This is a genomic window from Mycobacterium sp. NGS68, from assembly GCF_059812195.1.
On sequence record NZ_JCALCE010000002.1, the window covers coordinates 1 to 24798 of the forward strand.

General features: G+C 68.8%; 23 protein-coding genes. 9 read left to right on the forward strand and 14 right to left on the reverse strand.

What is annotated here, in order from left to right:
• Nucleotides 1-149: 149 nt before the first annotated feature.
• Genes cysD through AC5Y5V_RS02935 form a run of 4 tightly spaced genes read left to right on the forward strand, consistent with a single transcriptional unit; the run spans nt 150 to nt 4145 of the window.
• Nucleotides 150-1079 (forward strand): sulfate adenylyltransferase subunit CysD, encoded by a 930-nt coding sequence (cysD, locus tag AC5Y5V_RS02920; protein ID WP_499931113.1) that lies wholly within the window; start codon nt 150-152, stop codon nt 1077-1079.
• Complete coding sequence (cysC, locus tag AC5Y5V_RS02925) at nt 1079-2932, forward strand: adenylyl-sulfate kinase (RefSeq protein ID WP_499931114.1); 1854 nt, start codon at nt 1079-1081, stop codon at nt 2930-2932. The genes cysD and cysC overlap by 1 nt, the downstream gene beginning before the upstream one ends.
• Nucleotides 2929-3657 (forward strand): 3'(2'),5'-bisphosphate nucleotidase CysQ, encoded by a 729-nt coding sequence (locus tag AC5Y5V_RS02930; protein ID WP_499931115.1) that lies wholly within the window; start codon nt 2929-2931, stop codon nt 3655-3657. The genes cysC and AC5Y5V_RS02930 overlap by 4 nt, the downstream gene beginning before the upstream one ends.
• 17 nt (nt 3658-3674) lie before the next feature.
• Complete coding sequence (locus AC5Y5V_RS02935) at nt 3675-4145, forward strand: Rrf2 family transcriptional regulator (RefSeq protein ID WP_499931116.1); 471 nt, start codon at nt 3675-3677, stop codon at nt 4143-4145.
• A gap of 108 nt (nt 4146-4253) precedes the next feature.
• Here the strand turns inward: AC5Y5V_RS02935 and AC5Y5V_RS02940 are convergent, their stop codons facing one another.
• Together AC5Y5V_RS02940 and AC5Y5V_RS02945 are read right to left on the reverse strand one after the other, a co-directional pair.
• On the reverse strand, nt 4254-4643 hold the full coding sequence (locus tag AC5Y5V_RS02940; RefSeq protein WP_499931117.1) for a VOC family protein: 390 nt from the start codon (nt 4641-4643) through the stop codon (nt 4254-4256).
• Nucleotides 4644-4664: 21 nt separating this feature from the next.
• Nucleotides 4665-5078 carry a VOC family protein gene (locus AC5Y5V_RS02945; RefSeq protein ID WP_499931118.1) on the reverse strand — a complete coding sequence of 138 codons (414 nt, stop codon included), beginning with the start codon at nt 5076-5078 and terminating at the stop codon, nt 4665-4667.
• A gap of 37 nt (nt 5079-5115) precedes the next feature.
• Between AC5Y5V_RS02945 and AC5Y5V_RS02950 the strand changes: the two genes are divergently transcribed.
• A complete protein-coding gene (locus AC5Y5V_RS02950) occupies nt 5116-5997 on the forward strand; it encodes an LLM class flavin-dependent oxidoreductase (protein ID WP_499931119.1) in 882 nt (293 codons plus the stop codon).
• Nucleotides 5998-6021: 24 nt separating this feature from the next.
• Here the strand turns inward: AC5Y5V_RS02950 and AC5Y5V_RS02955 are convergent, their stop codons facing one another.
• Both AC5Y5V_RS02955 and AC5Y5V_RS02960 read right to left on the reverse strand, forming a co-directional pair.
• Nucleotides 6022-7743, reverse strand: coding sequence for a potassium channel family protein (locus AC5Y5V_RS02955; RefSeq protein ID WP_499931120.1), 1722 nt, complete (start codon nt 7741-7743; stop codon nt 6022-6024).
• Nucleotides 7744-7804: 61 nt separating this feature from the next.
• Nucleotides 7805-8635, reverse strand: a complete 831-nt coding sequence (locus tag AC5Y5V_RS02960; protein WP_499931121.1) for a cellulose binding domain-containing protein — start codon at nt 8633-8635, stop codon at nt 7805-7807.
• Between the two features lie 183 nt (nt 8636-8818).
• Here AC5Y5V_RS02960 and AC5Y5V_RS02965 point away from each other — a divergent pair, with 183 nt between their 5' ends.
• Entirely contained in the window at nt 8819-9385 is a 567-nt protein-coding gene (locus AC5Y5V_RS02965) for an NUDIX domain-containing protein (RefSeq protein WP_499931122.1), read from the forward strand.
• A gap of 85 nt (nt 9386-9470) precedes the next feature.
• Complete coding sequence (locus AC5Y5V_RS02970; RefSeq protein ID WP_499931123.1) at nt 9471-9968, forward strand: Rv2253 family sensor-like surface protein; 498 nt, start codon at nt 9471-9473, stop codon at nt 9966-9968.
• Here the strand turns inward: AC5Y5V_RS02970 and AC5Y5V_RS02975 are convergent.
• Nucleotides 9945-10316 (reverse strand): hypothetical protein, encoded by a 372-nt coding sequence (locus AC5Y5V_RS02975; protein WP_499931124.1) that lies wholly within the window; start codon nt 10314-10316, stop codon nt 9945-9947. The genes AC5Y5V_RS02970 and AC5Y5V_RS02975 overlap by 24 nt on opposite strands.
• A gap of 122 nt (nt 10317-10438) precedes the next feature.
• Between AC5Y5V_RS02975 and AC5Y5V_RS02980 the strand changes: the two genes are divergently transcribed.
• Nucleotides 10439-12226, forward strand: a complete 1788-nt coding sequence (locus tag AC5Y5V_RS02980; protein ID WP_499931125.1) for an alpha/beta hydrolase domain-containing protein — start codon at nt 10439-10441, stop codon at nt 12224-12226.
• Nucleotides 12227-12472: 246 nt separating this feature from the next.
• Here the strand turns inward: AC5Y5V_RS02980 and AC5Y5V_RS02985 are convergent, their stop codons facing one another.
• The 5 genes from AC5Y5V_RS02985 to AC5Y5V_RS03005 all read right to left on the reverse strand — a co-directional run bounded on the left by AC5Y5V_RS02985 (nt 12473) and on the right by AC5Y5V_RS03005 (nt 20105).
• Nucleotides 12473-13153 carry a thioesterase II family protein gene (locus AC5Y5V_RS02985; protein WP_499931126.1) on the reverse strand — a complete coding sequence of 227 codons (681 nt, stop codon included), beginning with the start codon at nt 13151-13153 and terminating at the stop codon, nt 12473-12475.
• Nucleotides 13154-13270: 117 nt separating this feature from the next.
• Entirely contained in the window at nt 13271-17533 is a 4263-nt protein-coding gene (locus tag AC5Y5V_RS02990) for a type I polyketide synthase (protein WP_499931127.1), read from the reverse strand.
• A complete protein-coding gene (locus AC5Y5V_RS02995; protein WP_499931128.1) occupies nt 17530-17805 on the reverse strand; it encodes an acyl carrier protein in 276 nt (91 codons plus the stop codon). Before AC5Y5V_RS02995 ends, AC5Y5V_RS02990 begins: the two co-directional genes overlap by 4 nt.
• Before the next feature lie 26 nt (nt 17806-17831).
• Complete coding sequence (locus tag AC5Y5V_RS03000; RefSeq protein ID WP_499931129.1) at nt 17832-19628, reverse strand: fatty acyl-AMP ligase; 1797 nt, start codon at nt 19626-19628, stop codon at nt 17832-17834.
• A gap of 123 nt (nt 19629-19751) precedes the next feature.
• A complete protein-coding gene (locus tag AC5Y5V_RS03005) occupies nt 19752-20105 on the reverse strand; it encodes a VOC family protein (RefSeq protein ID WP_499931130.1) in 354 nt (117 codons plus the stop codon).
• Between the two features lie 48 nt (nt 20106-20153).
• On the opposite strand from AC5Y5V_RS03005, the gene AC5Y5V_RS03010 reads away from it, so the two are divergent.
• Nucleotides 20154-21107 carry a 2-hydroxyacid dehydrogenase gene (locus AC5Y5V_RS03010; RefSeq protein WP_499931131.1) on the forward strand — a complete coding sequence of 318 codons (954 nt, stop codon included), beginning with the start codon at nt 20154-20156 and terminating at the stop codon, nt 21105-21107.
• 17 nt (nt 21108-21124) lie between these two features.
• Here AC5Y5V_RS03010 and AC5Y5V_RS03015 read toward each other — a convergent pair whose 3' ends face one another.
• The 4 genes from AC5Y5V_RS03015 to AC5Y5V_RS03030 all read right to left on the reverse strand — a co-directional run bounded on the left by AC5Y5V_RS03015 (nt 21125) and on the right by AC5Y5V_RS03030 (nt 24656).
• Nucleotides 21125-21466 carry an SdpI family protein gene (locus tag AC5Y5V_RS03015; protein WP_499931132.1) on the reverse strand — a complete coding sequence of 114 codons (342 nt, stop codon included), beginning with the start codon at nt 21464-21466 and terminating at the stop codon, nt 21125-21127.
• Between the two features lie 113 nt (nt 21467-21579).
• Entirely contained in the window at nt 21580-22089 is a 510-nt protein-coding gene (locus AC5Y5V_RS03020; RefSeq protein WP_499931133.1) for a hypothetical protein, read from the reverse strand.
• Between the two features lie 3 nt (nt 22090-22092).
• Nucleotides 22093-23481 (reverse strand): TFIIB-type zinc ribbon-containing protein, encoded by a 1389-nt coding sequence (locus AC5Y5V_RS03025; protein ID WP_499931134.1) that lies wholly within the window; start codon nt 23479-23481, stop codon nt 22093-22095.
• On the reverse strand, nt 23478-24656 hold the full coding sequence (locus AC5Y5V_RS03030; protein ID WP_499931135.1) for an SPFH domain-containing protein: 1179 nt from the start codon (nt 24654-24656) through the stop codon (nt 23478-23480). The genes AC5Y5V_RS03025 and AC5Y5V_RS03030 overlap by 4 nt, the downstream gene beginning before the upstream one ends.
• Nucleotides 24657-24798: the final 142 nt, after the last annotated feature.

The window sequence follows — 24798 nt, forward strand, 5'->3', positions numbered from 1 at the left end:
GTGTCGGGGGCTTTGACGTCTGCTCGCCAAGGAAACGGTCGTTGACAGCGGCGCGACCTGCTGCTTTTATGTATGACAATGCCAATAAATATGGTCAGTTCTACCAGAATTACCAGCAATTGCAGCGAAGATCCCAACGAAGGGTTTCGATGACCGTCGAAGTGAGCGCCGGCCCCGCCGCCGGCCAATACGAACTGAGCCACCTGCGCTCGCTGGAGGCGGAGGCGATCCACATCATCCGCGAGGTGGCGGCGGAGTTCGAGCGGCCGGTGCTGCTGTTCTCCGGCGGCAAGGACTCGATCGTCATGCTGTACCTGGCGCTCAAGGCTTTCCGCCCAGGACGGCTGCCGTTCCCGGTGATGCACGTCGACACCGGCCACAACTTCGACGAGGTCATCGCCACCCGCGACCAACTGGTCGACGAGTTCGGGGTGCGCCTGGTGGTCGCCTCGGTGCAGGACGACATCGACGCCGGCCGGGTCGTCGAGACCATCCCGTCGCGCAACCCGATCCAGACGGTGACGCTGCTGCGCGCCATCCGGGAGAACAGGTTCGACGCGGCCTTCGGCGGGGCGCGGCGCGACGAGGAGAAGGCGCGCGCCAAGGAGCGGGTGTTCAGCTTCCGCGACGAGTTCGGCCAGTGGGACCCCAAGGCACAACGGCCCGAACTGTGGAGCCTCTACAACGGACGCCACCACAAGGGCGAGCACATCCGGGTCTTCCCGCTGTCCAACTGGACCGAGTTCGACATCTGGTCCTACATAGGCGCCGAGAAGGTCAAGCTGCCCTCGATCTATTTTGCTCACCGCCGCAAGGTGTTTCAGCGCGACGGCATGCTGCTGGCGGTGCACCGGCACATGCAGCCCCGCGCGGACGAGCGGGTCTTCGAGGCCACCGTGCGGTTCCGCACCGTCGGCGACGTCACCTGTACCGGCTGCGTGGAGTCGCCCGCCGCCACCGTGTCGGAGGTCATCGCCGAGACCGCCGTGGCCCGGCTGACCGAACGCGGCGCGACGAGGGCCGACGACCGGATCTCGGAGGCCGGCATGGAAGACCGCAAGCGACAGGGGTACTTCTGATGTCTCCCACCGCGACGCTGCTTCGCCTGGCCACCGCCGGGTCCGTCGACGACGGCAAGTCCACGCTGATCGGACGGCTGCTCTACGACTCCAAGGCCGTGATGGAAGACCAGTGGGCGGCCGTCGAACAGACCTCGAAGGACCGCGGCCACGACTACACGGACCTGGCGTTGGTGACCGACGGCCTGCGTGCCGAACGCGAACAAGGCATCACCATCGACGTCGCCTACCGCTACTTCGCCACGCCCAAGCGGAAATTCATCATCGCCGACACCCCGGGGCACATCCAGTACACCCGCAACATGGTGACCGGTGCATCCACCGCCCAACTGGTGATCGTGCTGGTCGACGCGCGGCACGGCTTGCTCGAGCAGTCCCGCCGGCACGCATTCCTGGCGTCGCTGCTGGGCATTCAGCACGTCGTCCTCGCGGTCAACAAGATGGACCTGATCGGTTGGGACAAAGAAAAATTCGAGGCCATTCGCGACGAGTTCCACGCCTTCGCCGCGCGCCTGGACGTGCAGGACGTCGCCACCATCCCGATCTCGGCGCTGCACGGCGACAACGTGGTGACCAAGTCGGACCAGACGCCGTGGTACGAGGGGCCGGCGCTGCTGTCGCACCTCGAAGAGGTGTACATCGCCGGTGACCGGAACCTGGTCGACGTGCGGTTCCCCGTCCAGTACGTCATCCGCCCGCAGACCCACGAGCATCAGGACCACCGCAGCTATGCGGGCACCGTTGCCAGCGGCGTGATGCGCCCCGGAGACGAAGTGGTGGTGCTGCCCGTGGGCAAGACCTCCCGCATCACCGCGATCGAAGGCCCGAACGGGCCTGTGGACGAAGCGTTTCCGCCGATGGCGGTCTCGGTGAGTCTGGCCGACGACATCGACATCTCGCGCGGGGACATGATCGCGCGCACCAACAACCAGCCGAGGATCGCGCAGCAGTTCGACGCGACCGTGTGCTGGATGGCCGATTCCGCGGCGCTCGAACCCGGCCGCGACTACGTCATCAAGCACACCACCCGGACCACGCGGGCCCGGGTCACCGAGCTCGACTATCGGCTCGACGTCAACACCCTGCACCGCGACAAGTCCGCAACGGCGTTGAAGCTCAACGAGCTTGGTCGCATCTCGCTGCGCACGCAGGTGCCGCTGCTGCTCGACGAGTACACCCGCAACGCCAGCACCGGCTCGTTCATCCTGATCGACCCCGACACCAACGGCACGGTGGCGGCCGGCATGGTGTTGCGCGACGTGTCGGCGCACACGGCCAGCCCGAACACCGTGCGGCACCAGTCCCTGGTTACCGCAGCGGACCGGGCCTGTCGGGGCCGGACGCTGTGGTTCACCGGCCTGTCCGGTGCCGGCAAGTCCTCGGTCGCCATGCTGGTCGAGCAGAAGTTGCTCGAAAAGGGCACGCCCGCTTATGTTCTCGACGGCGACAACCTGCGGCACGGCCTGAACGCCGACCTCGGATTCTCCATGGCCGACCGGGCGGAGAACCTGCGGCGTCTGGCGCACGTGGCGACGCTGCTGGCCGATTCCGGTCAGATCGTCCTCGTTCCGGCGATCAGCCCACTGGAGGAGCATCGCGCGCTGGCCCGAAAGGTGCACGCCGACGCCGGATTCGAATTCTTCGAGGTGTTCTGCGACACCCCGCTGGCGGTATGCGAAAAGCGGGACGCCAAGGGGCTGTACGCCAAAGCACGTGCCGGCGAGATCACCCACTTCACCGGCATCGACAGCCCGTACCAGCGGCCGAAGAATCCGGACCTGCGGCTCAGCTCGGATCGCACGCTCGACGAGCTGGCGCAGCAAGTGATCGACCTGCTGGAGGCACAAGCGTGAGCGACCACGAGCTGGCCGAGCGGCTGGCGACGCAGGCCGGCGAGCTACTGCTCGTCGTGCGCGACGAGCTGGCCGACGCGCCGGCGGCGGAACGGAAAGCGGCGGGGGACAGGCGATCACACGACTTCCTGATGGAGGCGCTGGCGCAGGCCCGGCCCGACGACGCCGTGCTGTCGGAGGAGGGCGCCGACGACCCGGTACGGCTGCGCTCCGATCGCGTGTGGATCGTCGACCCGCTGGACGGCACCCGCGAGTTCTCCGAACACGGCCGCGAGGACTGGGCCGTACACGTCGCGCTGTGGGAGTCCGGTGAACTCGTCGCCGGCGCGGTCGCGCTTCCGGCGCAGGGCATCACGCTGGCCACGCCCGGCGTCGCGCCGCCGTCGCCCTATTCGGGGCCGCCGCGGATCGTGGTGTCGCGCACCCGGCCGCCGGCCGTCGCGCTGCAGGTACGCGACCACCTCGAGGGCACCTTGGTCGAGATGGGGTCGGCGGGCGCCAAGGTGTCCGCGGTGATCCAGGGGCTGGCCGACGTCTACGTGCACGGCGGCGGACAGTACGAATGGGATTCCGCCGCGCCGGTCGCCGTCGCGCGCGCGGCGGGCCTGCATACATCGCGCCTGGACGGGTCTGCGCTGCAGTACAACCGGCCCGACCCACTGCTGCCCGATCTGGTGGTGTGCCGCCCCCAGTACGCCGACGCGGTGCTCAGCGTGACCGCCTGACTGGCAGAATTGCCCTGATGCGAATGTCGGCCAAGGCGGAATACGCGGTGCGGGCGATGGTGCAGCTGGCCGCCGCCGACGGCGGAACGCTGGTCAAGACCGAGGATCTGGCCCAGGCCCAGGGCATACCGCCGCAGTTTCTCGTCGACATCCTGACCAACCTGCGCACCGACCGGTTGGTGCGCAGCCACCGCGGGCGTGAGGGCGGCTACGAACTGGCCCGGCCGGGATCGGAGATCAGCATCGCCGACGTGTTGCGCTCCATCGACGGGCCGCTGGCCAGCGTGCGCGACATCGGACTCGGTGACCTGCCGTACTCCGGCCCGACCACCGCGCTCAAGGACGTCTGGCGGGCGTTGCGCGCCAGCATGCGCTCGGTGCTGGAGGAAACCACGCTGGCCGACGTCGCCGCCGACGCCCTGCCCACGCACGTCGCGCAGCTCGCCGACGACTACCGCGACCAGGAGAGCGAGCGGCACCGCGACTAGGGCGTGCCCGCGTGTGACCCGCCGAGGGTGAGCGGCCCAAAATGCGGCAAGACACCGGGCGATTGCCTGCAATTTGAGGCCGCTGACGGTCAAGCGACGCGACTGGCGTCAGCCGCCCGAACCGTAGGGGCGGGTCAGGATCTCCATCGAGTGGCCGGCGGGGTCGGGGAAGTACACGCCGCGGCCGCCGTCGCGGTGGTTGATCTCGCCGGGCCGCGAGGCACCCGGGTCCGCCCAATGCTGCAGCCCGCGCGACCGGATCTTGCCGTAGATGGCGTCGAACTCGTCCTCGGACACCAGGAACGCGTAGTGCTGGCGGTGAATCTCCTGGCCGGCGGCGACGTCGGCGTAGTCGAGGCTGGCGCCGTGCTCGAGCGCGACGACGATGAACGGCCCGAACGGGGTGGGCGCGGGCAGGCCGAACAGTTCGGCGAGGAACTCTGCGGACTCGCGCTTGTCGCGCGCCGCGACGATGGTGTGGTTGAAGCTGATGGGCACAGGTTCTCCTTTCCCGGGGCGCTACTTCGGTGCGGTGAGCTCCAGCGCGATGTTGTCCGGGTCGCGAAACTCCAGGATGTAGGACGGCCCGATGTCCTTGATCGGCTCGTGCGCAATGCCCAACTCGTCGAGATGCGCTGCAGCGGAGTCCAATTCGGCCCTGCTGGCCATGCGGAACGCGATGTGGTCCAGGCCGGTGCGACCCTCGTCGAAGCGGTCCCCGCCGACCGGCCGCAGCCCGAGCAGGCTCCCGCCCATGTCGTAGATGACGCCGCCGTAGAGGAAGCCCAACTGGCGCCGCGTCTTCTCGTCGGCGTTCTCCGGAACTTCGATCAACACCGGCCAGCCGAACACACTCTCGTAGAACTGCCGGGAGCGCTCGATGTCGGTGACCGTCAGGCGCACGTGCGCGATGGATGTGCTGGCTAAGCCCATCGCCCCATGCTGCCAGAATCGCAGGGTGCAAATAGGAATGACCATGCCGGTGATGGAGCCGGACCTGGATGCGGCGGTGTTGGAGACGTGGGCGCGCGGCATCGACGAGGGCCCGTTCTCGTCGCTGTGCTGGGGCGAGCGCATCGCCTTCGACAACCCGGAGCACCTGACGATGCTTGGCGCGCTGGCCGCCTGGACCGAGCGGGTCCGGCTGGTCACGACGGTTACCGTGCCGCAGCTGCACGACCCGGTGATGCTGGCGAAGGCGCTGGCCACCGGGGACATGTTGTCCCGCGGGCGGCTGACCGTGGGCTTCGGCGTGGGCGGCAGGCACGAGGACTACCACGCCGTCGGCGCCGACCCGACGACGCAGACGATGCGCGCTATGGCCAACCGAGTCGCCGTCATGAAGCGGGTGTGGGCGGGCGAGAAGATCACCGAGTCGGTGGTGCCCGTCGGCCCTGCGCCGGTGCAGTCCGGGGGACCACCGCTGTTCGTCGGCACCATCGGGCCCAAGACCGTGCGCAGCGCGGCGCCCTGGGCCGACGGGATGGCCGGCACCACCCTCGACCTTGACGTCGCCAAGCAGAACGAGCTGTTCGACGTGGCGCGGGTGGCCTGGGCCGAGGCCGGCAAGCCCAGGCCGCATCTGGCGACGTCGTTCTGGTTCGCGTTGGGACCGGCGGAGCAGGCGCGTGAGCAGGTGCACCGTCACCTGCGGCGCTACATGAACTGGATCCCGGTGGAGTACGTGGACGCCATGGCGCCGACGACCGGCTGGGCCGGCACGGAAGACGAACTGCTAGAGGTGCTGCGGACGTTCGAAGCGATCGGCACCGACGAGGTCCAGCTCATCCCGACCAGCTCCGACGTCGAGCAGTTGCGTCGCGCGGCCGATGTTGCGGGTGCGGCTACGTGAGCGCAAGGAGTGCGCCGACCAGCTCTAACCAGCCGCCTTGCGCTGCCGGTCGTCGGTGGCTTCTTCGGCGGCCCGGCCCTTGCGCAGCGTCGCCAGCAGTTCGCGGTACGGCCCGACGAGGTAGACGGTGTCACCGCCGCACAGCCGGGTGTCGCGGCGCGGGTGCACCATAACGTCGGCATCGCCGCGGGTGATGGCGATGACGCGGGTCTGCGTGGACAGCTCGACCATCAGCAGCCCGTCGAGTTCGCTGCCGACGGCCACGCGCATACCGCCGACCATGAACGAGCGCTGGCCCACCGAGAACGTCCCCAGCACCTGCAGGCCCATCGCCGCGCCGATGAACCAGGGCGCGGCCAGGTCGACGGTGGACCGGACGTTCTCGAAACCGAACCGCTGCGACACCGCGGCGCCCAGTGCGCGGTCGTAGACACGCAGCACGATCGGGACGTCGGTCCGGTTGAGTTCGGGCATGTACCGGGCGCTCAGCATCTCGCGCAGGACGATCCCGGTCTCGATGTTGACCATGTCGTCCTGGGTCAGCACCGCCACCGCGCGGGCGTGCTCGACGCCGGCCAGCTCCAGCGTCTGGTGCAGGGTGGCGTCCCCGAAGATCACCGGCACCTTCAGTTCGGCGGCCGACGACAGGAAGCGGTTGTTCTCGTCCTGTTCGATGACGGCGATGTCGTGTCCGGCGGCATGCAGGTCGGTGACGACGCGGATGCCGAACGACCCCAGCCCGACGACGATGATGTGGTTGCGCAGGTGGCGCACCCTCCGACGTCCGGCCGAATGGGCGATGCGACGCGACAGCAGCAGGTCGGCGGCGAACGCGACGAGTACGGCGATGGTGGTCACGCCCGCGAACATCAGCATGACGCTGAACAGCCGCAGCCAGGTGGGCTGTTGCAGGAAGCTGAAATCGCCGAAGCCCACCGTCGTGATCGTCTCCGAGGCGAAGTACACCGCGTCCACCCACGACATCCCCGGCTTGTGGTAGGTGAAGCGCAGCAGCAGCGCCGAGCCGACGAACAGCATCAGCGCGGTCGCCGCGGCGCGCAGGAACAACGGATTCGCGTCGTGGCGCAGGGTGACCGCGGCGTCGTATGCCCGCTGCAGCCTGGTCCGGCGGATGCGTTTCGCCGCAGGCGGCTTGACGGTGATACCGCGGGCGGCGAGGTCGTCGGCGGTGCCGATCATCGCGGTCCAATCACCGGCATGCACCGGCTCGTCGCGCCCTGGGCACGCCACCACCTCCCCGGGGGCGGGGGAATTTTCGCCGTGGATCACCGCGACGGGCGCCAGGTCGCCGTAGATCTGACGCAGCGTGGCGCTGCGCGACACCTCCGCGCCCGACACCACGAACTCGATGCCGGCGGCTTCCAGCGGGTGCGCGGTGAGCGACAGACAGGCCTCGACGACGGACGGCGCCGCGAGTTCGGCGACGTCGAGAATGGCGCCCGGGCCGTTGTCGACGGCCACCGCGGACCGCAGCACCTCATTGCCCAGGCGCGCGACCACACGCAGCCGCGGGTTGGCTTTCCTTGCCAGCAGGGCGATTTCGAGGTTGGTCGCATCCTGGCCGCCGGCGCAGACCACGGCCAACGCGTTCCCGACGTCAGCTTCCGCAAGGTCGACGGCGGCCTTGATCCTGACGATGTCCGCGCCGGTCCTGGTCAGCTCGTCGACGATCGTCGCAGCCAGTGCGTTGTCACCGCTGACGATGATGTGACCGTGCCCGCTCATGCGCGTTTCGCCGCAACGTGCTCAAACACCCTATGACTATCGGGCACCATGGGGATTTCTGCTATCCGCCGCAGGGTTGCCCGTTGATCAGGCAGTCCGCCGGCGGCGCGTACGGTCCGCTCTGCGTGACCTGAAACCCGACCATCGTGGAACTACCCGGTGCAATGGTGGTGTTGTAGCTCTGCGGCGTCATCGTGTAGTGCGCACCCGACTGGGTAACGGTGCTACCCCAGGAGCCGGTGATGGATTCGCCTGCGGGCAGGTTGAATTCGAGCTTCCAACCGCTTAGCGGCGTGGTCCCCGGATTCGCGACGTCGTAGTTGGCGACAAAACCGTTGGGCCACTGCGACGTCACCGCCAGCTTCGCCGAGGCCGGGCCGGCCGGTGCGGCGGCGGGCGTACTCGGCGGCGGCGGCGCGGTCGTCGTCGTGGTCGTGGTCGGTGCCGTCGTGGTGGTGGTGGTCGTCGTCGTGGTCGTCGTCGGGGGCGCGGCGGCGGCGCAGGGTTGGCCGTTGATCAGACAGTTCGTCGGCGGCGAATACGGTGCGTCGTGCGCCGCCTGGAAGCCGACGGTGACCGAACTGCCGGGCGCGATGGTGCCGTTGTACTCCTGCGGGGTCAACACGTAGTGCGACCCGGTGTGGGCGAGTTTGCCGCTCCACGCATTCGTGATGGATTCTCCTGGGGGCAGGTCGAATTCGAGTTTCCAGTCGGTCAACGGCGCCGAACCGGTATTGGTGATGTTGTAGTTGGCGACGAATCCGTTGTCCCACTGGGACGTCACCGCCAAGGTCGCTGTCGCGTCGGCCGCATGCGCCGCCGTCGGCTGAATGGTCGCAACGGCAGCGACGAGCAAAGCGCAGCACGCGGCGAATCGGCTCAGTCGAACCATCCGGCAAAGCTATAGTCCGAAAGTCGTTGTCGACGTTATCGAATTCTGCTTTTGCCGTATCTTGGCCGAACCGTAATCGTGGTGAAATTCAGGCCCGGCCGGTGTTTCACATCCGCGCCGACGGGTCCGCGATCCCCACCCCCTCGGGCACCAATCCGATCGTCGCCCGGTGATACTGGCTGCGTGACTTTCATCGAACGCGTCGGGTCCCGGGAGGTCTACCGCAACCCGTGGATGGTGTTGCGCGAGGACGACATCCGCCGGCCCGACGGCAGCGCCGGAATCTACGCGGTGGTGGACAAACCGGCGTACGCGCTCGTGATTCCGTACGACGGGGACCGCTTCCGGTTGGTGGAGCAGTTCCGGTATCCGCTCGGCGCGCGGCGCTGGGAGTTTCCGCAGGGCACCGCGCCGGATCTGGCGGACCTCGAGCCCGCCGCGCTGGCCGAGCGGGAACTGCGTGAGGAGACCGGGCTGCGCGCGACGTCGTTCGAGGTCCTCGGGCAGCTGGACGTCGCGCCGGGGATGAGCAGCCAGCGCGGCTGGGTGTTTCTGGCCATGGGCATATCCGAGGGGCCGGCCGATCGCGAGCACGAGGAGCAGGACATGCGCAGCGCGTGGTTTGCGCGTGCCGACGTCGAGCGGATGATCCGCGACGGGGTGATTGCCGACGCGCAGTCCGTCGCCGCGTACGGGCTCCTTTTACTCCGCCGAGCAGACGCAAAAGCTCCCTTTTCGGCCCAGAAATAGGGGCTTTTGCGTCTGCTCGCGCACTGCACGAGATCGTGTCCGTGCCGATACCCCGCCGCGTCATGAATCGGACAGCATGGACCGGATGCGTCCGGTAGCGATCTGCGCAGCGCTGACCGTCCTGGCGGTGATCGGCGCTCCGCCGGCGCACGCCGCGACGCCGTCCTGGAATGGCAAGTACTCGCTGGTGCGATACGCCGTCGACAAGTCCGGCACCAGCGTGGCCGCCCGCCAGGCCGAACCCACGTTCAGCGCCGACTACGTCTTCTCGACGGCGTGCTCGGCGGGCAAGTGCGTCGCCACCGCCAACAACGGCCCGACGCCGAAGAACCCGACGATCTCGGTGCCGTCGCATTACACCTGGGACGGATCCAGGTGGGTCGAGCGTTTCGACTTCCAGTGGGATTGCTATATGGGGGAAGGGGTTCCGAAGGCGTGGGCGCCGGCCAAGTCGTGGGCGTTCTATACGCCGCAGCCCGACGGGACGCTGCGCGGTACCTGGCACACCGATATCGGTAGCGGCCCCTGTCAGGGATCCGTCGAAATGCCGGTCGCGGCGCTACCGCTGCCGGGTGGGCGTTAATCCGGTCTTCGCGTCGAGATACTGCAGCAGGTCGTGGGCGGCGAGCTCGACGTCCTTGTGTCGCCACTCGGCGGCCCGGTAGACGCAGGCGATCAGGCCGGTGCGGTGAATACGTCGAAAGTCGCCGAACACGAACGCATACCGCGCCTTGGTGTCGTCCGCCGCGCCCTCGGTCAGGCCCAGATGCCACTCGCCGTACTCCTCCCACGAGTGCGTCTTGAGGTAGGTGTTCTGGGCGTCGGCGCGGGGCTGCACGGCGCCCCAGTCGCTGTTTAGGACGTACTGCCGCGCATCGACGAGCTTGCGTGCCTTGGCTACTGCGGCCTCGTTGAGCAGGTATACCGCCATGGCCGCCATTGTCCACGCAGTCGCGCTCCAAGAAGTCTTAAAGAAAACCGCAAGGATGCGTCAAGGCCCTTGCCGCAATGTCAACGCAACAACATGACACCTGCGCGCCCGAGGAGCCACAGATGCCAGTCGAGTCCGTGAACGTCAACAACGTTTACCCGCACTCCGACACCCGCTACGAATGGGTAGAAGCCACGGTCAACTTCGCCGTCGACCCCGAATACCTGGCGAATGAGCGGATCGCCGACCTCAAGCTCGCCCCCCGCGACGACGACGGGCTGGTGCGCTTCGACGCCGACCTCAAGCTGCTGCGGCCGGTCAGCGGCGGCAACGGCAAGCTGCTGTTCATCGCGCCCAACCGCGGTGTGCCCACCTACGCGCCCTGGCTCAAGGGCGGCTTCCTGCTCGACCGCGGCTGGACCATCGCCTCGTGCGGCTGGCAGTGGGACGTGCAGCGCGGCCCCGCGACCCTGGGCCTTACGGCACCGCAGGCCGACGTGGAGCCCGGCTTCATGCGCCTGGAGTGGCGGTCCGACACCGAGCGGGCCGACCATGCGCTGAGCTTCTCGGCGCCCGAACTCGACGCGGTGCCCGGTGCCGCGCAGCTGTTCAAGTTCACCGACTACCCGACCGCCGACGTCGACGACCCCGAAGCCGTACTCACGGTGCGCACGGCGCCCGACGCCGAGCCCACGGCCATCCCGCGGAACACCTGGCGCTTCACCGACGAGACGCACGTCGCCCTCGACGGCGGATTCCGGCCGTTCCACTGGTATGAGCTGGTGTACCGGACGTCGCTGGCCCCGGTCGCGGGTTGCGGGCTGCTGGCCGTCCGCGACATCGTTTCGCACCTGCGGACCGACCAGTCGCTGGCCGGCCGCATCGACCACACCTTCGCTTACGGCGTCTCGCAGACGGGCCGGCTGCTGCGCCAGTTCGTGTCCGACGGCCTCAACGTCGACGAGTCCGGGATGAGGGTTTTCGACGGCGTCTTCAGCGACTCCGCGAGCGCCGCCCGCGGCGAGTTCAACCACCGCTACGCGCAGCCCTCGGCCACCGGGGTGAGCGGCTTCGGGACCCTGGCCCCGCACGCGAGCGCCGATCTGCTGGCGCGGCAGCGCGAACTCGGCGGTGCGCCGAAGATGATCCTGACCAACAGCGCCACCGAGTACTGGCAGGGCGATGGCGCACTCGTCCACGTCGATCCGTATACCGGCGAGGACCTGCCCGAGGACCCCGACGTCCGCACCTATCTGCTGGCCGGGACCGACCACTTCGGCAGCAGCAAGATCAAGGACGCCGCCCCCGCCGCCAACCCGGTGCACCACCTGGACGTCACACCCGTCAGCCGAGCGCTGCTCGTCGCCCTGGAGAACTGGGTCGCCGACGGGATTGAGCCCCCCGCCAGCCGGGTGCCGCGGATCAGCGATGGCACCGCCGTGTCCCGCAAGGAAGTGTTGTCCGGCTTCGGCTTTGCGCACACTCCGGCGCCGGCCTGGCTGCCGTATGCCCGTCGCGTCGACCTTGGGCCCGACGCCGACCGCGGGGTCGGCCAGTGGCCCGTCCGGCTCGGCGAATCATTCGTCGACTTGGTGTCGGCGGTCGACGCGGACGGCAACGAGGTGGCCGGCATTCGCCTGCCCGCCGTCGCCGCGCCGCTGGCCGGCTACACCGGCTGGAACGCCCGCCGCTTCGTCGAGGAGCTGCCCGACGTGCTCTACGAGCGCATCGGCAGCAAGCTGCCCTTCCCGCCGGGACGGCCGTCGGTCGCCGAGCGCTACCCGACCCGCGACTCGTACGCCGCCGTCGTCCGTGCCGCCGCCGAAGCGCTTGTCGCGCAGCGGTTTCTGCTGACCGACGAGGTCGACTCGGTGGTGAAGAAGGCGGTCGCGGAGTACCCGGCCGACTAGGGCGTTTCTGACAAACGGCCGCCGCGTCCGATGTGCGCTGACGGCGGAAATATCGCTGCCATACGGACGAGCAGACGCAAAAGCCCCCAAAACCATTGGGATTTGGGGACTTTTGCGTCTGCTCGCCATAGCGCCGCAAGGCAGTTTGTCGCTCGTAGGCGGGCAGACAGGCACATGCTCCCGTTCCCGTGACTGGAGTGACCATCGGGGCCCGCGGGGACCGCCGGTACGATCGCGCTAAACCCCTTATGCCGCAGCGATAGTCGACATCAGCGGCCGCAGCGTCTCGAAAAGCGGCTGACGGTCGCGGAGGTAGAAGTGGCCCCCGCGCAGGATCTGGACCGAGAAGTCGGCGGCCGTCCGCGAACGCCATTCGTGCAAGTCCGACGCGCTCACCAGCGGGTCCTCGCTGCCGCCGAAGACGTGGATCGGGCAGGGCAGCTCGGGGGCGCCGAATTCCTCGTCGGTCATGCACAGTCGCAGGTCGTGGCGTGTGACGGTGACAGCGCGCTCGTGCAGGCTGGGCCAGCGCGTCAGTTCCGCGGGCAGGCCGCCGACCTCGGTGAGCAGCATCGCGAGCTGCTGGTCGTCGAGGCTGTCGACGGCGTGCAGCGGGGGTGGCAGGTGCGGCGGGGCGTAGGCGGACAGGAACATGGCGCGCGGCAGGGGTAAACCCTCCGCCGCACGGGCGCACGCCAGCCGGTACGAGAGCAGGGCGCCAAAACTGTGCCCGAAGAACATGTGCGGCTCGTCGAGGCTGGACCCCAACTGAGCGTTGACCTCGTCGACCAGGTGGCGCAGCGTGGAGAACCGCTCACGGTTGGCAACCTCGACCGGAATCACCTCGAACGCCGGACGCAGCGCCTTGTTCCAGGACTTGAACGCCAAGCCGCCGCCGCCGGCGTGGTGGAAGCAGAACAGCCGCATGGTGTCGAGGCCTTTCCGTGAGTCGTTTGCAGAATTAAGATCGCGCACGCGGCTTGGCGGATCCTTGACGGATTCTTGGGAGATCCTTGCGCCACCGTCGCCTGACGGCCGCAGCCCTCAGCGCAGCAGCTCCAGCTCCTCGGCCAGCACCTTGACCGTCGACCGGATCTGTTCTTCGGTGTGGCAGCTGGTGACGAAGAACCGCACCCGCGCTTTGTCTTCCGGCACAGCCGGATACAGGATCGGGTTGGCGTTGATGCCGCGCCGCATCAGCGCGTCCGACAGCCGCAGCGCCTTGACCGAGCCGCCGACGATGCAGGGGATCACCGGGGTGCCTGAGCTGTCGCCGGTGTCGATGCCGGCCTCCTTGGCCAGCTCCAGGAACAGCGCCGCGTTCTCGCGCAGCCGGCGCAGGTGCTTGGGCTCCGTCCGCATCAGCTGGATCGCGGCCAGCGCCGCGGCGGCCATCGGCGGCGGCATGCCGACGCTGAAGATGAACCCGGGAGTGGTGTATTTCAGGTACTGGATGACCTCGCGGGTGCCGGCGACGTAGCCGCCGCAGCCGCCGAACGCCTTGGACACGGTGCCCGCCCACAATTCCACGTCGTCGCGATCCACGTCGAAGTGTTCGCCGATACCCCCGCCGGTGCGGCCGAGCACGCCGATGCTGTGCGCCTCGTCGATCATCAGCAGCGCGCCGTGCTTCTTCTTCACGGCGATCAGGGCGGGCAGGTCGGGGATGTCGCCGTCCTGGCTGTAGACGCCCTCGATGACGATGAGCACCCGGCGGTACTGGTGACGCACGGCGGTGAGGATGTCGTCCAACGCGGCGTGGTCGTTGTGTGGGAACGAACGCCGCATCGCGCCGGAGAGCTTGCAGCCCTGCACGATGCTGTCGTGGGCGAGGCGGTCGTGGATGACGAGGTCGCCCTCGCCGAGCAGGTGACCGATCACCGTGACGTTCGTCGCGTGGCCGCTGTTGAGGGTCATCGCGTCCTCGGTGCCGAGTAGGTCAGCCAGCTCGCGCTCGAGCTCGAGGTGAATGGTCTTCTCGCCGGAAAGCACGCGCGAGGCCGAGCAGGAGCTGCCGTAGCGCACGGCGGCGTTCAGCACGGCCGTGGCGACGCCCGGGTGGCCGGACATGCCGAGGTAGTTGAAGCTCGAGAAGTTCACTACCGGTCGGCCGTTCACCATCGAGGTGTCCCGCGTGATGCCGTCGTTGAGCACGAAGTACGGGTTTGCGACGCCCGCTTCTTCGGCCATTTGCAGCCGTTCGGCGAGGGCGACTACCTCGGGGAAATCCGCGATCCGGGTTTCCGGCGTCACGGCCGGTTCCTCCGAGAGCGCGCCACCTGACTGAGCCGGTTCGCCGCCGACGGCCGCGACCAGGTCGCCGATCGTCGTGGTGGGCCCGAACCCGCTCGGGTCGAAGGCCAATCCGGGCAGCCTGCGGGCCAGCCCGCCGAACAGGTCGGCGACCATGATCGAGTCGAAACCGAGGTCCGTCGCGATGCTCTGGGCCGGCCGCAAGGCGGACTCGGGGAAGCCGCTGACGCGTGCCACCTCGCCGCGCACCACCGAAGCCACGTCACCGGCCGACGGCCGGGCTGCGACCGCGGTCGCCACCGGCGCGGCGGCCGTGCCGCCCTTCGCCAGCGAGGCGAGCATGGCGTTCTGCTCCCTGAACAGGGCGATCAGGTTGTCCATTGTGGTTCCCTCCGTGACGGGTTGTGGTTCAACGGTTTCCGGCAGCGACGGGTCGACGGTGACGGGTGTGAGCGGCGCGACCCACGAACGGTTCGTCGTGGTGAAGCGGTAGCCGCTGAGTCGCTGCGGGACTCGCGCGGACGGCGGATAAAGGTTGTCCCACCTGGGGTTCAGGCCGTCCCGATACAGCGCGGCGACGGTCTCGGTGAGCTCGGTCCCGGTGGCTTCCGGGCCGGGCAGCGGCGTCAGAGCGGTGAAACCGGCCGCCGGGTGCGAACGGGTGATCATCGGGGTGAGCGTGCGCTTGGCGCCGAGTTCCACGATGTGGGTCGGTTCGGCGGCCAGCGCTGCGCACACCGCGTCGCCAAACCGCACGGTCGCCGACACGTGGGCGACCCAGTAGTCGGCGTCCATCGGCTCGTCGTCCCCGAGCAGTCGGCCGCGCAGGGTGGAGAACACCGGAATGCTCGGCAGGGCGAACGTGCACGAGTTCGCCTCGGCCGCAAACTCTTCGAGCATCGGCTCCATGAGCGGCGAGTGGAACGCGTGCGAGACGCTGAGTTCGCGCACCTGCACACCGGTCGCGCGCAGGGTGAGCGCGGCCCGGTCGATGGAGTCGGCGGCGCCGGACAGCACCAGCTCGCCGGGCCCGTTCACGGCCGCCACGGCCAGCGCCGGGTCCGCGTCGACCAGCGGCGCGACATCGTCGGTCGATGCGCGAACGGCGAGCATCTTGCCGGCGTGCGGCAGTCGCTGCATCAGCCGCCCGCGCGCCACGACTAGCCGGGACGCGTCGTCGAGGCTGAGCACGCCGGCGACCACGGCGGCGGCGAATTCGCCGATGCTGTGCCCGAGCACCCACGCGGGCTCGGCGCCCAGCTCGATCAGCGTGCTGGCGAGCGCGTACTGCACGGCGAAGATCGCCGGCTGGGCGAATTCGGTGCGATTGATCCGGTCGTCGGCGCCGAACAGTACGTCTCGAATGGGCAGGCCGAGGTGGGGCAGCGCGGCCGCCTCGGTCACGGCGAGCGCCGAGCCGAATAAGTCGCACTCGTCGTGCAGCCGTCGCGACATCCCCGGGTACTGCGTGCCCTGGCCGCTGAACAGCCATCCCGCCGCGACGCCCTGTGCGGTTCCCGACACGGCGTCGAGGCCGCCCGCCGGGTGGGCGAGCATGCGCAGCCGCCGCACCGCGTCGTCGCGATCGCCGACCGCGATCGCCAGCCGGGTCTTGCCAGAGCCCTTGATCCGGTTGCTCGACCAGCACAGCTGCGCGAGAGGCGCTGGGCTGGAAGCGATGTCGTCCGCCAGGCGGCTCACATTGAGGTACAAACCCTCGCGGCTGTTGGACGACAGTGTCAGCACGCCACCGCCCGGGGCGGCCGGCGCTTCCGCGCGCGCCGGGGCGCTCGCCAGCACGACGTGGCAGTTGGTGCCGCCGATCCCGAAGCTGGAGACGCCCGCGTACGAGGTGTCGGCGGGCAGCGGCAGCGGCGACGTGACCAGGCGCAGGCCGCTCGCGGCGAGCCGCAGCGCGGGGTTCTCCTGGTCGGCGAAGCGCGACGTCGGGACTACGCGGTGATGCAGGCTCAATACCGCCTTGATCAGGCCCGCGACTCCCGCGGCGCCCTCGGTGTGGCCGAGGTTGCCCTTGATCGACCCGATCGCGCAGAGCTCGCCCTGCCGGCGGCGGTGCGCGGCGGCCAGGGCCTTGACCTCGATCATGTCGCCGAGCAGCGTTCCGGTGCCGTGCGCTTCGAGGAAGTTGATCTGCTCCGGAGCGACGCCGGCGGCGCGGTTGGCGGTTTCCACGACCTTCTCCTGCGCCCAGCGGTTCGGCGCGGTGATGCCATTGCTGCGGCCGTCGTTGTTGACGGCGCTGCCCTTGATCACCGCGTATACGGGCAGGCCCGCGGCCACGGCGTCGTCCAGACGGCGCAGCACCACCACGGCGACGCCCTCGCCGCGGCCGATGCCGTCGGCCGCGCCGCTGAACGGCTTGCACCGACCGTCGGGCGCGGAAAGGCCTGCCTGCGTGTAGAACACGTTCAGCGCCGGCGTGATGATGATGTTCACGCCCGCGGCGAGCGCCTGGTCGCATTCACCGGCGCGCAGCGCGGCGGCCGCGACGTGGACGGCGACCAGCGACGACGAGCATGCGGTGTCCACCGCCAGGCTGGGGCCCTTCAGGTCGAGCTGGTAGGACAGCCGGTTGGCCGTCATGAAGTAGCCGTTGCCCGAACCGGCCTGCGCGGTGATCTGCGAGTAGTCGCGCATGTGCTGGTTCGCCCACTCGTTGGCCATCACGCCGACGAACACGCCGGTGTTCGTGCCGGCCTGTGACCGCGGGTCCAGCGTGGCGTCCTCCAGCGCCCGCCAGGCGGCCTGCAGCAGCAGGCGCTGCTGCGGGTCCATCGCCTGGGCCTCGCGCGGCGTGATGCCGAAGAACTCGTGGTCGAAGGCATCTGCGTCGCTGATGAATCCGCCGGCGCGGTGGTTGATCGCGCCCGGCTTGCCGCCCGCGTCGTAGAATTGCGCAGCGTCCCAACGGTTCTCCGGCACCTCGGCGATACCCTCGTCGCCGGTCATCAGCAGGTCCCACAGCGCCGCGGCGTCGGGCGCTTTCGGGAAGCGGCAGTCGATCCCGACGATCGCGATGTCGTTGGCGGTCATTGCGTCACCAGCTCCCGCGCGCCCGTGGCGTCGCGGATGAAGTCCGCGATGTGCGCCAGGGTCGGGTAGTCGAAGACCAGCGTCGGGTCGACGTCGATGTCCCAGTGCGCCTCGATGTCGCCGACGAGGCCGAGCGCGCGGACCGAGTCGACGCCCATCTCGGCGAGCGGCAGGGTGGGGTCGAGGTCGTGCGACGCGACCTCGAGGTGGGTCGCGAGCGTGGAGGTGAGCCAGCCGAGTACGGGGTTGCGTGGTGATCGGAGCACGTACATTTCGAACTCTCCTATCTGGTTGTGGTCTAAGCGATCTGGGTGGTGGCGACGACGGCGGCGTCGAGGCTTTCGTGGAGCACGTCGCTGAGCTCGTTGCGCAGGAAGGCGGCTCGCATCGACGCGCGCTGCACCTTGCCGCTGGTGGTGAGGTGAATTCCGTTGCGGCCCAAAAGCACCACGCTCGGCGCGGGGATCTCGAAGCCGCGGGCCACGGCTACCTTGATGGCGCTGGCGAGCTGCGCCAACGACATTCCGTTCAGCTGGTCGGCCTTGACGCTCTGCATGACGACGACGCGCTCACTGTCCTGAGCGTCGACGGCGACCGCGACGCCGCGACCGCCGCACGCGGGGTGCACCTCGGCCACCAGCTCCTCGATGTCCTGTGGATACAGGTTGCGGCCGTTGACGATCAACAGATCCTTGCGACGGCCGGTGACATACAGGTGCTGGTCGTGGATCAGACCCAGGTCGCCGGTACGCAGGTACGGGCCGTCACCGTCGGCCGTGCGGGCGCCGAAGCGCTCCGCGGTCTCCGATGGGCGGTTGTGGTACCCGCTGGCGACGCTGGCGCTGCGCACCCAGATCTCGCCGACCCGGTTGTCGGCCAACGGCTTGCGCGTCTGCGGATCGACGATGCGGACGTCGGCGCCGGGGGCGGGGAGCCCCGAGCTGACCAGGCTGACCGCCCGTCCCGCCGGCGGCGCGAACTCGTTGCGCTCGAGCGCGGCGGCGTCGGCGTCCAGGCAGATGAAGGACGTGGCTTCGGGGCTGCCCGTGGCGAACAGCGTGACCTCGGCCATCCCGTAGCACGGCCGGATCGCGGAGCGGCGGAGGCCGGCCGGGCCCAGCAGCGCGTTGATCCGCTCGACGGTGCCGCGGCGGATCGGCTCCGCCCCGTTGAGCGCGAACCGCAGCGAGGACAGGTCCAACCCGTCCAGCTGCTCCGGTGAAACCCGGCGAGCGATCAAGTCGTAAGCGAAGTTCGGCGCCGCGGTGATGGTGCCCTGGTACCTGTCGATCGCCTGCAGCAGGCGGATCGGTTGCTTGAGGAAGGCCAGCGGTGACATGACGACCGCGTCCATTCCGGCGTGGAACGTCATGATCTGGCTGATCAGGCCCATGTCGTGAAAGTGCGGGACCCAGCCGATCAGCCTTGCGGTCTCGTCGAGTTCGAGGAACCGCGCGATGGCGGATGCGTTATCGAGCATGTTGCCGTGGGTCACCGCGACGCCTTTCGGGTCGCCGGTCGATCCGGAGGTGTACTGCAGGAAGGCGACGGTCCTGGCGGGCAAGTCCGGCATGGTCCACGCCGCCGCGTCGGCCAGCGCCGCCGCGTCCGTCGCGACGCACCGCACCGGGCTCTGCAGGCCGAGGTTCTCGATGCCCGTCGTGATCGCGTCGAAAAGGTGCGCGCTGGTCAGCACCAGGCCGCAGGCGGCGTCGCGCAGGATGCCCGCCACGCGCTTGAGGCTGCGCTCGTCGTGGGGAAGCGGGGCGGGTACGGCGACGACCCCGGCGAAGAGGCAGCCGAGGAAGGCCCGCCAGAATTCGGCGCCGGGCTCGAACAACAGCACCACGGGGCGGGAGGCCGCGGGCTGTGCGCGCAGCCAGGCGGCGACCTCGCGGGCACCGCGGTCCAGGTCGCGGAACGAGGTCGTTTCCTCGACCAGGCCGCGGCCGAATTCGCGCAGGTACGTGAAGCTTCGGGTGTCGCCGTAGGTGGCGAACTGCGACCGAAGGTGTGCGACAAGGTTGTCCCGACCATGCAGGGTCAGGGCCACGTGGGCGTCGTCCGTGCGGCGGTCGACGAATACTGCGGTCATCTGCGCTCCCAAATCCGAGTCGGTTGCTTGCGTGTATGACCATCGCGCAGGGCTCTACTGGGATTCTGGACGGATCCTCTACGGATCCTTGGAGAGCGCTTGGCGCCCTTGTGCGGCGAACCGCTACCGGGCCAGCGGGCTGTAAAAGACCAGGCCGTTGCCCTTGTTGTCGAAGACCACGGCGCGACGTTCGTGCGCGTCGTCGTATGGACCCCGCACGATGCCGCCCCCGCTGGCCTCGACGGCCTGCGCCGCGGCGTCGACATCGGCGGTCTTGATGCCGACGACGACCTGCCCGGGGATGGGATGATCCACCGCAGTGGCCAGCGCGACGGTGACCGACCCGCCGTCGAGCGCCGCGAAGTGGTCGCCGTCGCGGAACTTCAGCGACATCCCCGGGGTCTCGCTGTAGAAGCGGATCGATTCCTCCAGGTCGTCGGTCGACAGGACGATCATGCGTACTTCGTGTCCGCTCACTGCCGCCTCCCGTGGATTTCCTTGTGGCCAAGGGTAATCTCCCGGGCGGTGAAGAAAACGAACGAAGTGCTGCGAATCGGGGAGTTCGAGCCGACGTTTGATGGCGAGCTCGCGGCCCGCTACGAAATCCCCACGCTTCCCGACGGTCCGCAACGGGACGAGTTTCTTGCGGAGCACGCGGCCGACGTTCGCGTGGTGCTGACGTGGGGAAAACCCGGCATCGACGCCGACACCATTGCGGCGCTGCCGAATCTGGAGGCGATCGTCAACAATGGTGCCGGCGTGGACGCCATCGACCTGGAAGCGGCGAAGCGCCGGGGCATCGGCGTCAGCAACACCCCGGATGTGTTGTCGGACACCGTTGCCGACACCGCGCTGGGGCTGATCCTGATGACCCTGCGCAGGTTCGGCGCCGCCGAGCGCTACGTGCGGGCCGGTCGGTGGGTGCGCCAGGGGCCGTTTCCCTACGGCCGGGACCTGAGCGGCCTGCAGGTCGGCATCCTGGGTCTGGGCCGCATCGGTTCGGCCATCGCCACCCGGTTGCTCGGATTCGACTGTGCCATCGCGTATCACAACCGCCATCGGGTCGACGGGTCGCCGTATCGGTACGCGGAATCGCCGGTGCAGTTGGCCGAGTCGGTGGATGTTCTGGTGGTCGCGACGACGGGCGAGACCCACAATCTGGTGGACCGCGCCGTCCTGGAGGCGCTGGGTCCGCAGGGCTACCTGGTCAACATCGCGCGCGGCAGCGTCGTCGACCAGGCCGCGTTGGTGGACTTGCTGGCCGGCGGGGGGCTCGGCGGTGCGGGGCTGGACGTGTTCGCCGACGAGCCGAACGTGCCCGCCGAGCTGGTCGACCTGGACAACGTGGTGCTGTTCCCGCACATCGGCAGCGCGACCGAGCGGACCCGGCGGGCGATGGCGCTGCTGGCGATCCGCAACTTGGACAGTTACCTGAGCACCGGCGAGCTGGTGACGCCGGTGCTGCGCCCCCGCCGATGACCGTGCGGCAGGGCGGGTCAGTCCTTAGCAACGCCCCGTGCGGCCCGGCTCGCGGCCACGGCTGCACCGATCAGGATCACGAAAAACGCTACGGCCGAAGCCAACACGGCGGCGGCGCGTAAGCCGGGGCTGGTCACCGCCAGGCAGACGACGGTGGCGCCGAGTGCCGCCGGCACGGTCAGCCAGACGAAGGGGATGGTGGCCCGGTGCCCGGCGCGCCAGGCGGCGTCGGATGCCATGACGCTGGGGATGCGGAAACCCGCGAATTGGTTGCGCTGAAGCCTTCCCGCCGCCGCGAGGTAACTGATCGGGATGGTCAAGACGGGCAGCAGCCACAGTGACAGCAGGGGAATGTACATGGTCGTGTCCTCTGGTTACGCGGTCGTGGCCCCCTGGTGGGGCCGGTGACGGCCGAGGACTACAGGGTCGATCGCCAGCCTCTTGGACTTCTCGACGAAATCTTGGCGACCGTTCACCCCGGAGGAAGCCGGCGTTGCAGCTCCCTCGTGATGTCGATCTGACGTTGGACGGTGGCGAGGTCGGCCTCCAGGGCGGCCGTGTCGGGCATGGTCGCTGCGGCGGCATAACGTGCGACGGCGTCCTCGATGCACTCGACCGTCGTCGTGACCGTTTGCAGCATCTGGTCCTTGTGCACCGACGTGAGCCGCGAAACGGCCACGAGGTGGTCGTCGAGGTTGAGCGCCGTCTGTTCCAGGTCGGCGCGCAGCACCACCGTCGAGCCGGTATCCAGTGCGTTCGCGGCGGACAGCGCCGTCATCGCGTCCCGCAGCCGGCGGTGCAACCGGGCTTCGGGTTCGTGCGACACCGCCCACGAGCCGGGTGCGTGCGTCGGATGGCCGGGGATGAGCTGGTTGTCACGCGCGAGCGCCCGTTGCTGGTTGTGGTTGACCGCCGCGATGACGGCAACCGTCAGGCCCACGATGAGGCCGAGCGCCAGGATCACCACCAGGGCGATTTCCATCGCCTACCTCCTGCGGACGTTTCGGTGGGAGCCGCCGCCCGAGTGATGCCCGTGCGAGCGGAGGTAGACCAAGATCGTGATCAGCAATATCACGACCAGCACCGCGATCGTGATGGCGACGGCCAACTTGACCTTGCTCCACGGCCGGTCGCCGGCCACCTCCCCGGTGAGCCCGTTGATGCATACCTGGAACGGCCGGTTGCTGTACAGCACGGTCAGCAGCCAGATCGGCAGCAGAATGTGCTTGAACCCCAGGTAGTTCCACGTGGTGCTGAGCCGGTGGATGCGCTGACGGTCCCCGCCGATGTCGGACCGGACCGTTCGCTCGACGGCCTTCTCCATCTCCTGCTTCGCTTCCGGCAGTGCCTGCTCCGCGTCCTTGTCGTAGGTGCGACACAGGTGGCCGGCGACGAATTCTCCGGAGTACGTCCTGGCCTGCTCGACGGGCCACGGTTCGAGCGACTTGATCCGCTTGCGGTTGAGGTTCTCGCCGTCGTTGGCCAGCACCGGCAGGTCGGCGAAGTTATTGGAGACCTGGCCTGACACGCGATACCAGAACGTCTGCGTCTCGTATATGTCGTTGCCGTCGTCGTCGGTGCCGACCCGGACCCGGTGGTCCTCGCCGCGTTCACCGTCGTATTGCGTGTCGGTGTCGGCGTCGTAGGTGAAATACGCCGTATACAGGCTGGAAAATGCGCCGATCTCTCGATATTTCTTGAAGTTGGTCGGCGCGAACCAGCGCTTGGTGACCCACTTCTCGATCAGCTCGCGGGCGTTTTTCTCGTCGATCCGAAAGGGCACCAGCCCATCGACCGGCAGCCGCGCCGGAGCGTTGTGTACGTCGTCGCGCTGAATAGGCGTGGCGCAGTAGGGGCATTTTGTGGCCGTCAGAGTGCCCGCGAATTCGGTTGTGCCGCCGCAGTTCTGGCAGGCGACCTCCCGCATGCCGCTGACGTCGGGACCCTGCTGGCTGCATTGCAGCTCCTTCAATTGCTGCATGGCGCTGCGCAACTCGCGCGATTTGACGCCGGTGTTCGGCGCGGTGATGTCGTAGTAGTTGCCGCAGTTGGGGCAGCGCAGCTTCTGGCTGGCGATGTCGAAATTCAGCTGCCCGCCGCAGGACCCGCACGGGTAGGTGCGGGTGCGCTCGGTGTGATGGAACATCGCCGGACCCTGCTGGCCGGTGAAGGAACGGATGGGCGGCGGGGCGGCCGCCGGTGGCCTCGGGGGCAGGGGCGGCGGCGGCGCCTGCGGTCTGGGCAGCGGCGGCGGCCCCGGTCGGGGCAACGGCGGTGGGCCCGGTCTGGGCAGCGGCGGTGGGCCCTGGTGCCGCGGCAGCGGCGGCGGCTGCGGGCGCGGCGGACCCGGCCGATCCCCCGGTTCGAAGGTCATTGCTGCGGCGGCAGCGGCGGCGGGGTGCCGGGCAGCGGCGGCGGCGTGCTGAACAGCGACTGCAGCGCCGGCACGGTCGACGCGGGGGCCCACCCCGACATTCCCTCGGTCCACACCACGGTGTCGCGGGTCAGCTGCCCGCTGGCGACGAACTGCCGCAGCCCGCCGAGGGGATACGGCCCGGCCGGCTGGCCGTCCTGCTCGAAGTGGAACTGCGGCTGCGGCGGCAACGGCGGCGGCGCCCCTTGCGGCGCAAAGTGTTGCGGCTGCTGGGGCTGTTGCGGCTGGCCATACCCGCCCTGTGCGGCGTTGGCCATCTGACTGCCCAGCGCTACGCCAAGGCCGGCCTGGATCGCCGAACCGGCGGCACCGCCGCCCTCGTTCTGCGCCGCCGCCAGCATCGCGTCGGCCCGGCGCGCCTGCTCGAAGCGGTTGAGATCGCCGACGTTGTTGAGGAAGCCGCTCTCCTCCACCCCGCGGGCCACGCCGCGGGTCATCGCCTGCTGGATCTCCTCCGGCAAGGAGATCGTCATGGTGACGGCGTCGATGCCAAGGCCGAACGCCTGCACCCGCTGGGCGACGAACTCACGCAGCTTGTCGGACAACTCGACCTGGCGGCCCTGCAAGTCGATCGCGCCGAGGCCGGTGCCCATCACCATGTCGTTGAACGCCAGCGCGATATTGCGCCGGATCATCTCGGTGATCTGCTCCATGTCGACCACGCTCTGGGTGCCCAGCACCTGACGCAGAAAGACGCTCGGGTCGGTCACCCTGACGACCGTGGTGCCGTTCGCCCGGACCTGCACCATCTTGAAATCCGGGTCCCGAACGGTGACGGGCTGCGGTGTGCCCCAACGCAGGTCGGTGTACGGACGGGTGTTGACGTAGTACACCTCGGACCGGAATGGGCTATTGAAACCGTACCGCCAGCCTTGCAGCTTGGACATGATCGGCATGTTCTCGCTGGTTAGGGTGTAGTGCCCGGGATTGAACTGATCGGCCAGCTGCCCCCGGTAGACGAACATGGCCCGCTGGCCCTCGCGGACGATCAGCTCGGCGCCGTTCTTGATCTCGTTGTGATACCGCGGGAAGCGCCACGCCAGCGTCGTGTTCGTATCGTCGAACCACTCGATGATGTCGACGAACTCGCCCCGGATCATGTCGCGCATGCCCATGGCCCAAGCCCCCTCTTCGGCGGCCCACTGGCACGACCCTGGCGTCGCTCAGCGAGCTCGATCTGCGATTTACCGGCGAATCATACGCGGCTTTACTTAGCGGGATGGCCCTTGCTGCAAAGCCTGACGCGGCGGCGTCCGC